The organism is Brevundimonas sp. (genome assembly GCF_032017145.1).
GTDB lineage: Bacteria > Pseudomonadota > Alphaproteobacteria > Caulobacterales > Caulobacteraceae > Brevundimonas.
Genome location: NZ_DALZQC010000034.1, coordinates 22599 through 29479 on the forward strand (window position 1 = coordinate 22599; position 6881 = coordinate 29479).

The following is a 6881-nucleotide window of genomic DNA, read 5'->3' on the forward strand; positions in this document are numbered from 1 at the left end:
GTCGAAACGCTCGGGGACGATGTTAGGGTCTAGAACCGCGCGTTCAGACCGACGAAATACTGACGGCCCAGAATGTCGCCATAGTTCCGCGTGGGATAGGACGGCTCTTCATCGGTCAGGTTGATGACCCCGGCCCGCACCGCATAGTCGCCGAAACGGTATTCGCCCGACAGATTGTGGCGGACGTTCTCTTCTATCAACGGCGTCGGTGTCGTCTCGATGGTGTCGAACCGGTTGACCTGAGATTTGGGCAGATAGCTCATCGAATAGCTCAGGCGCACAGGCCCCAGGGCATAACGCGCGTCGAACCGGCTGACCCAGTCGGGCGTCCGGGTCGTGTCGTCGGTCCGATTGTAGTCGAAGCCGGTGACCGAGGTTTCCAGCAAGGCGTTGTGGGTGACCTCCAGCCCTAGCTCTAGACGGCCCCAGTCCGCATCGCTCCGCGCCAGATCCGCGACATCGAAGGCGTAATTGACCGTGTAGATCTCGCCTTCGTATCGCACCGTGCCGGCATTGAAGGTGGTCGAGTTGGCGGTCGCCACTTGGCCGAGAGCATTGAAGGTGAACTGTCCGCACACGTCAGAAGGTTGCGGCGAGGAATCGAAACAGGTCGCCAAGAAGTCCTGCGGCGTGAAGGCCGACAGACCGTCGCGCAGTTCCACTTGAATCCGGTCCGCCACGATCGTCAGGCCGGGTGCGAAGCCGGGCTGAAGCACCACGCCGAAGGTCGTCGTGTCCGAGATCTCGTTCTTCAGATTCGGATTGCCCCCCGTGGTGATGAGCACATTGTTGAAGTTCTCGCCCGGATCCTGGAAGCCCGTCAGCGCGCCATAGCCGGGATTGGCGGCGAACAGCGCCTGGCAGTTGGCCAGGCGAACGGCGGGGTTGGCGCCGCTGTTGATGCGGTCCGCATCGCACGGGTTCTGCGAGATGGCGCCCAGGGTGGTGCTGGACGGCGCGAACAACTGATCCAGGGTCGGCGCCCGGAAGTTGCGGCTGCGCGACGCACGCACCATCACGCCGGAAACGACTTCCCAGCGCAGGCCCGCGCCCCAGACATCAGCCTTGCCCGCGATGGAGTTGTCGACGATCCGATAGGCGCCGTCCACTTCCAGCAAGTTGACGAACGGCAGGGTGAAGTCGCCGCCAAAGATCGGCGCCAGCACTTCAGCCGAGAACTCGTTGGTGTCGTAGGCGCCGCTGGTGGCCCGCGTCGGCGTGCCCGACCCCGTCAGCCCGCGCTGATTGGCGTCGAAGGGATTGAACTCGGCCTTCTCGCGCCGATACTCGTAGGCGAGGCTGAAGCTGGCCGCGCCGGCCGGCAGGGTGAACATCTCCCCGCCGATGGTCGCCAGGATGTCGTCCTGGGTGTTCTCGAACCGCTCGCCGACAGGCACGGCGACATAGGCGCGCATCTCGTCGGTGATCGTGCCGGTGCCGAAGATGTTGATGGGCACGCAGGCCGCGTCGTCATTGGTCGTCGATGCGTCGGCGTTGATGGCGCACACGGCCTGACCGCTTCCGTTACGCGTGGCGTTGACCGCATTGGTCAGGCGCGAGGTCCAGGTGTCCCAGCCCGACCGCTCGCCCTTGGTGATCCCGCGGCTGGCCGACAGGCTCCAGTAGAAGTTGCGATCCGCCCAGTCGAAGTCGCCTTCCAGCGCGACCAGGCCACGCCAGACGTCCGTCTCCGTCACGAACTCCCGCGTGGGCAGGGCGTCGGAAAAGCTCTTGGACAGCCACAGAGGAGCGCCCGCGGCGAAGCCGGCGTTGGCAGCGGTCAGCTGGGCCAGGGCGGTCGGCGTCAGGAAGGGGTTGGTCCTGAAGAAGGCGATGGGGCCGGCGCCGGACGCGGCGGAGTTCAGCACCGTCCGCGTCGAACCCTGGGTGCCGTAAGGATCGCGCCCTTCGGTGTTCGAATAGAGCAGTTCTCCCTTCAGCTTGATTCGGTCCGTCAGGTCGTAGCGGCCGAGCAGGTTCGCATTGAACCGCTCGACGCCCGAATAGAGCGCCGCCAGATCGCGATAGTCGAAGCCGTCGCCGCCCGAGGCGAAGGGCACGCCGGCGACAACGCCGGTGTTATAGGCGATCAGGCTCGACCCATCGGCCGAGAACTGCTGCGGCGCGCCGCCCGAGCGCACAAGGAAGCCCTGGACCGGCGCCGGGGTCGAGAAGATCAGCCCGTTGGTGTTGAACGGCCAGAAATGGGCGTCCAGCAGTTCGCGCACGGCCGGAATGCCGTCGCCGGGACCGGTATTGGCCGCGTTCGAGACGGTCAGCCGCGACAGGTTCGAACGCGGCCGATCCTGTCCATAAAGCGGGTCTGATTTGGACCATTCGACATTGCCGGCCAGATTGGCGCGACCATCCAGGAAGTTGTCGCCGAACGTCATACGCAGGCTGGTCTGCGGATAGTCGTCACGCGAGGAGATGCCGTATTGGGCGTCCACCTCCAGCCCCTCGAAATCGTCCTTCAGGACATAGTTGATGACGCCGGCGATGGCGTCCGAGCCATAGACGGCCGCGCCGCCCGCCTGGACCACATCGACCCGTTCCAGAAGACCGACCGGGATCAGGTTGGTGTCCACCACCCGGTCGCCCATGCCGGATGACGAGGTCACGAAACGCCGACCGTTCACGAGGGACAGGGTGCGCCCGGCGCCCAAGCCGAATAGATTGGGGAACTGCTGACCGGACCCCGCCGCCGAACCGGACCCGCTGGCGACCGGCGTCGACGGCGTCGCGGAGGTGATCTGGTTCAGCGCCTGACCGACCTGAACGAAGCCGCGCTCCGACAGCACCTCTGCGTCGATGACCGAGACCGGCGCGGCCGTCGTCGTCTGGACGCGGCGAATACGCGACCCGGTGACAACGATGTCGTCCACGGCCTGGGTCTCGCCCTGCGCCTGCGCCGCCGAGGCGGTCTGGGCCAAAGCCGAGCCCGCTCCACCGAGCAGGAGCAGGGCGGAGCCCGCCACGGTCGTGGCCAGCAGGCGCTTTTTCATCGACATCCGCGTCATCGTATCCCCTCGATCTACATTTCAGGTTTGCCGGACGACATCCCCCGTCATCCTGCCTCTGCCGAAAGGCTAACCCCGCGCGACCCGCACATTCTTTCCTATTTCAGTCCGCAAATGGATCGTCACACAACTTTCATGCAGGAGACCTGATTCAAGCGGTTGAAATATTCGTCGGCCAAATTTGGACACGCGCCCGACCCATCTGACCGCCATGCAGGCTCAGGCCATCATTCCTCGGCAAATCTGGCCGTATTCAAGGTGAAGAACAGCCAGGAGAGCAAGATTGCGCTCGCCGCCACACGCCCCACTAGCCGACAGATCGCGCATAGATATTGCGGGAAGCTCGCTCGTTCTGCGCGATGGCCTCTATGCGCTTGGCGCCGCAAGATAGCAGGTTCATGCCCTCGACACCGGAACATGATGTCGAGTTTGCATAATGCTTGCGGACGCGACTGCGTAACCTTTTCGCAAACAGGGGAAGCCGACACATGAGCCATCGCGCACAGATCACCAGACGAACGGCCGGCCTTCTCTGCGGTCTGACCCTGGCCGCCGTGACCGCTCTCCCCGTCAACGCCGCCGAGATGAGCGCCGCCCGCTCAGAACGCGATGTCGTGCCGCCCGCGCCGGTCGAGACGCATCAGACCATACGCCTGGCGAACGGCCGCCTCGATCACATCGCCGAAGTCGGCCGGGTCGCCATCCGCGACGTTGAGACCACTGAGGCTCTCGGCTACATGGGCTACATCGCCTATCGTGTGCCCAGCCGTTCGCCACGCCCGCTCATCTTCGTCTGGAATGGCGGGCCCGGCGCCAACTCCGCGACCCTTCATTTCGAAGTCGCCGGTCCCCGTCGCGGGGAAGGCGACCATCTGGTCGACAATGCCGAAACCTGGCTGACGGGGGCCGATCTGGTCTTCGTCGATCCGATCGGGACAGGCTTCAGTCGCCCCACGAGCACGCAGGCGGCCGACGAATTCTACGGCACGGTCGGAGACGTGGCCTCGGTCGCCGAGTTCGTCCGATCCTGGCTCCTGCTGCACGACGCTCAGGATCGCCCCGTCTTCCTCGCCGGCGAAAGCTGGGGCGCCGGCCGCGCCGCGAGCGTCGGCTATCGCCTGCTGCGCCAGGGCGTGCCAATCAAGGGTCTGATCCTGATCTCCGGCGGCGACGGCCTCAACACCATCCGCCTCCCATCCGAGACCGCCACGGCTCTGCGCGTCGTCGACCTGGCGCCCGTCACCCTCTTCCACGGCAAACTGCCCGCCGAATTGGGAACCACTGCCGAGGCCGCCCGCGCGGCCGCCGAGACTTGGGCTCGCACCACCTATGAACCCGCCCTGGCCCGCCGCGCCGAACTGACGGACATCGAGCGCGATGCGGCGATCTCCGATCTGTCCCGCTTCACCGGCGTTCCCGCCGATCAGATCGACCGCGCCACCCTGACCTTCACACCGCGTCAGCATCTGCGCGGCCTGCTGCAGGACCAGGGAAAGACGCTGAACATCTTCGACATGCGACTGACCGAAAGCCCTCGCGAAGCCTTCAACCCGGCGATCGGCCGCTACCTGCGCCGCACACTGAACTACCGCACAGACCTCGCCTATGTCGGGCTGGACGAGGTTCAGGTCGGCTATGCCCCCCACGACCGTTTCCCCGACAGCGTCGGCGCTCGCTGGAACTATGCGACCATTGAGGATGCCAGCCCCGAAGTGGTCCAGGCCGCCATCAGCGAAGCCATCCGCCGCGGCGGCGGCCCGCCCCGCATCGGCCCGCCCCTTCCCGCAACCGAAGACGCCCTCGCCCTGTCGCCGACCCTGAAAGTGCTCGTCGCCTCGGGGCGCTACGATTCCCTGGCCAGCTGCGCGCGAGACGCCGCGACCGCACAGATCCTCCCGCCGGCCTTGCGCGCCGCGATGACCTATCGCTGCTACGAAGGCGGCCACATGTTCTACCGCGACGCGGCCACGCGCCTGCAGTTCAGCCAGGACGTCGCCGATATGGTGTCCACTTCGCGCTGAGGGAGTCTCGCAAGGAGGAAGGCGGACATCTACGCGCAGTCCAACTTCCGCGAAGGCCGCTTACGCGCAAGGCGCCTGCCTCCCCTACTCCGCAGCGTCCGCAACGCGCCATAGCGGTCATGACGAACGTGCCGTAAACACGACGTTCCGCGCGTGAGTACGCTTTAAGGCGCAATGCCGACGTCTCAAGCCGACCGAGGCCGTGTAGAAACGCCCGGAGCCGCCGACGTGTTCACTAGGTACGGAGGCGCAAGACGCCATTGTTTCAGGCCCTGATCGCTTCCATCAACGGCTTCGTTCCGAGCACCGCCATCACCCGCTTCATATTGTAGGCCAGGATGTGGAGGCTGATCTCGGTCTTCACGTTGGGCAGGCGCTTCATCAGGAAGTGGGTGTGGCCCATCCACGCTTTGATTGTGCCGAACGGGTGTTCGACCAGCCGTCGTCGGGTGCGCATGGCGCGCGGGGCCAAGTCCATCCGGGCCTGTAGCGCATCGATCACCGATTCGTGCTCCCAACGGGTGATCCGGCGCTCGATGCTGGGCGTGCACTGCGGCTTCAGGCGACAGCCGGTACAACTGGCCCGGTCCCAGTAGCGATGCAGGGTCATGCCTCTTTCGACGGTCGTCATGTGATGTGGAAGAAGGGCGCCGGCCGGGCAGCGGTAGACGTCCTGACCCGGCAAGTAGACGAAGTCCTGCTTGCCGAAGCGGCCCGCCGCCTTGGCGCCTGACGTCAGCGGCTTGGGCACGAAGGGCGTCACGCCCAGGTTCTCGCAGGCGAGGATCTCCTCGCCGGAGAAGTAGCCGCGGTCCGCCAGCACATCGAGCGCTTCAACGCCCATCGCGTCCTTGGCCTTGCCCGCCATTGACGCCAGCTGCTCGCGATCACTGCCGGTCATCACCACCTCGTGGGCGACGATCAGGTGATGCTCGCCCTCGACGGCGGACTGGACGTTGTAGCCGACGATGCCGCTGCCGCGACCCGACGTCGCCATGGCGCGGGCGTCTGGATCGGTCAGGGAGACCTGGCCGTCCGGCGAGGCCTCGACCTGGGCCTCCATGACCTTCAGCATCGCCATCTGGGCGCGGAGTTGATCGATCTTCTCGACCAGCCGGCCCGACCGCGCTTCAGCGGCCTCGCCCTCGTGACGGTCCGCCGTGTCCAGGTCCTGCAGATAGCCGGCGATGTGTTCGGCAACCTGCTCGATCCGCCGCTTCACCTTGTAGGCGGTGAAGTTGCGGTCGCGGGTGTTCACCGCCTTGAACTTCGAACCGTCGATGGCGACCAGGGCCGCGCCGAACAGGCCCAACTGTCGGCACAGCACTACGAACTGAGCGCACGCCGCCTGGATCGCCGCGCCATTCTCGCGGCGGAAGTCGGCGATGGTCTTGTGATCCGGCGCCAGCCGTCCCGTTAGCCACATCAGCTCGACATTGCGCTGCGCCTCGCGCTCCAGCCGCCGGCTCGACTGCACCTTGTTCAGGTAGCCGTAGACGTAGAGCTTCAGCAGCATGGCCGGGTGATAGGCCGGTCGACCCGTCGCCGCGGGCGTCATGCCCTCGAAGCCCAGCCCCTTCAGATCCAACTCGTCGACGAAGACATCGACCACCCGGACCGGATTATCCTCGGCCACATAGTCGTCCAGACATTCGGGAAGCAGCGTGGGCTGCCGGCGGTCTGCACCCTGAACGAAGCGGCTCATACCCACCTCCTGAAGACCTCAGGAGGCTACCCTAATTCGCTCGAGCTGGAGGCGTTTTCACACAGCCTCCACCCATTGCGGACCTGATCTTCCCCCGAGAAAGTGGACGGGGTTAAGCCGCTCTGCGTTCGGCCT

The 6881-nt window shown here is 65.5% G+C and carries 3 protein-coding genes; 1 reads left to right on the forward strand and 2 read right to left on the reverse strand.

Going from position 1 to position 6881, the window contains the following annotated elements; all coding sequences use genetic code 11:
• Window positions 1–29 precede the first annotated feature (29 nt).
• Window positions 30–3011 carry a TonB-dependent receptor domain-containing protein gene (locus tag RTU05_RS07870; RefSeq protein ID WP_312597195.1) on the reverse strand — a complete coding sequence of 994 codons (2982 nt, stop codon included), beginning with the start codon at window positions 3009–3011 and terminating at the stop codon, window positions 30–32.
• Between the two features lie 497 nt (window positions 3012–3508).
• Here RTU05_RS07870 and RTU05_RS07875 point away from each other — a divergent pair, with 497 nt between their 5' ends.
• Window positions 3509–5041, forward strand: coding sequence for a S10 family serine carboxypeptidase-like protein (locus RTU05_RS07875; protein WP_312597196.1), 1533 nt, complete (start codon window positions 3509–3511; stop codon window positions 5039–5041).
• Window positions 5042–5306: 265 nt separating this feature from the next.
• Here RTU05_RS07875 and RTU05_RS07880 read toward each other — a convergent pair whose 3' ends face one another.
• Window positions 5307–6746, reverse strand: a complete 1440-nt coding sequence (locus RTU05_RS07880; RefSeq protein WP_312597197.1) for an IS1182 family transposase — start codon at window positions 6744–6746, stop codon at window positions 5307–5309.
• Between the last annotated feature and the right edge of the window lie 135 nt (window positions 6747–6881).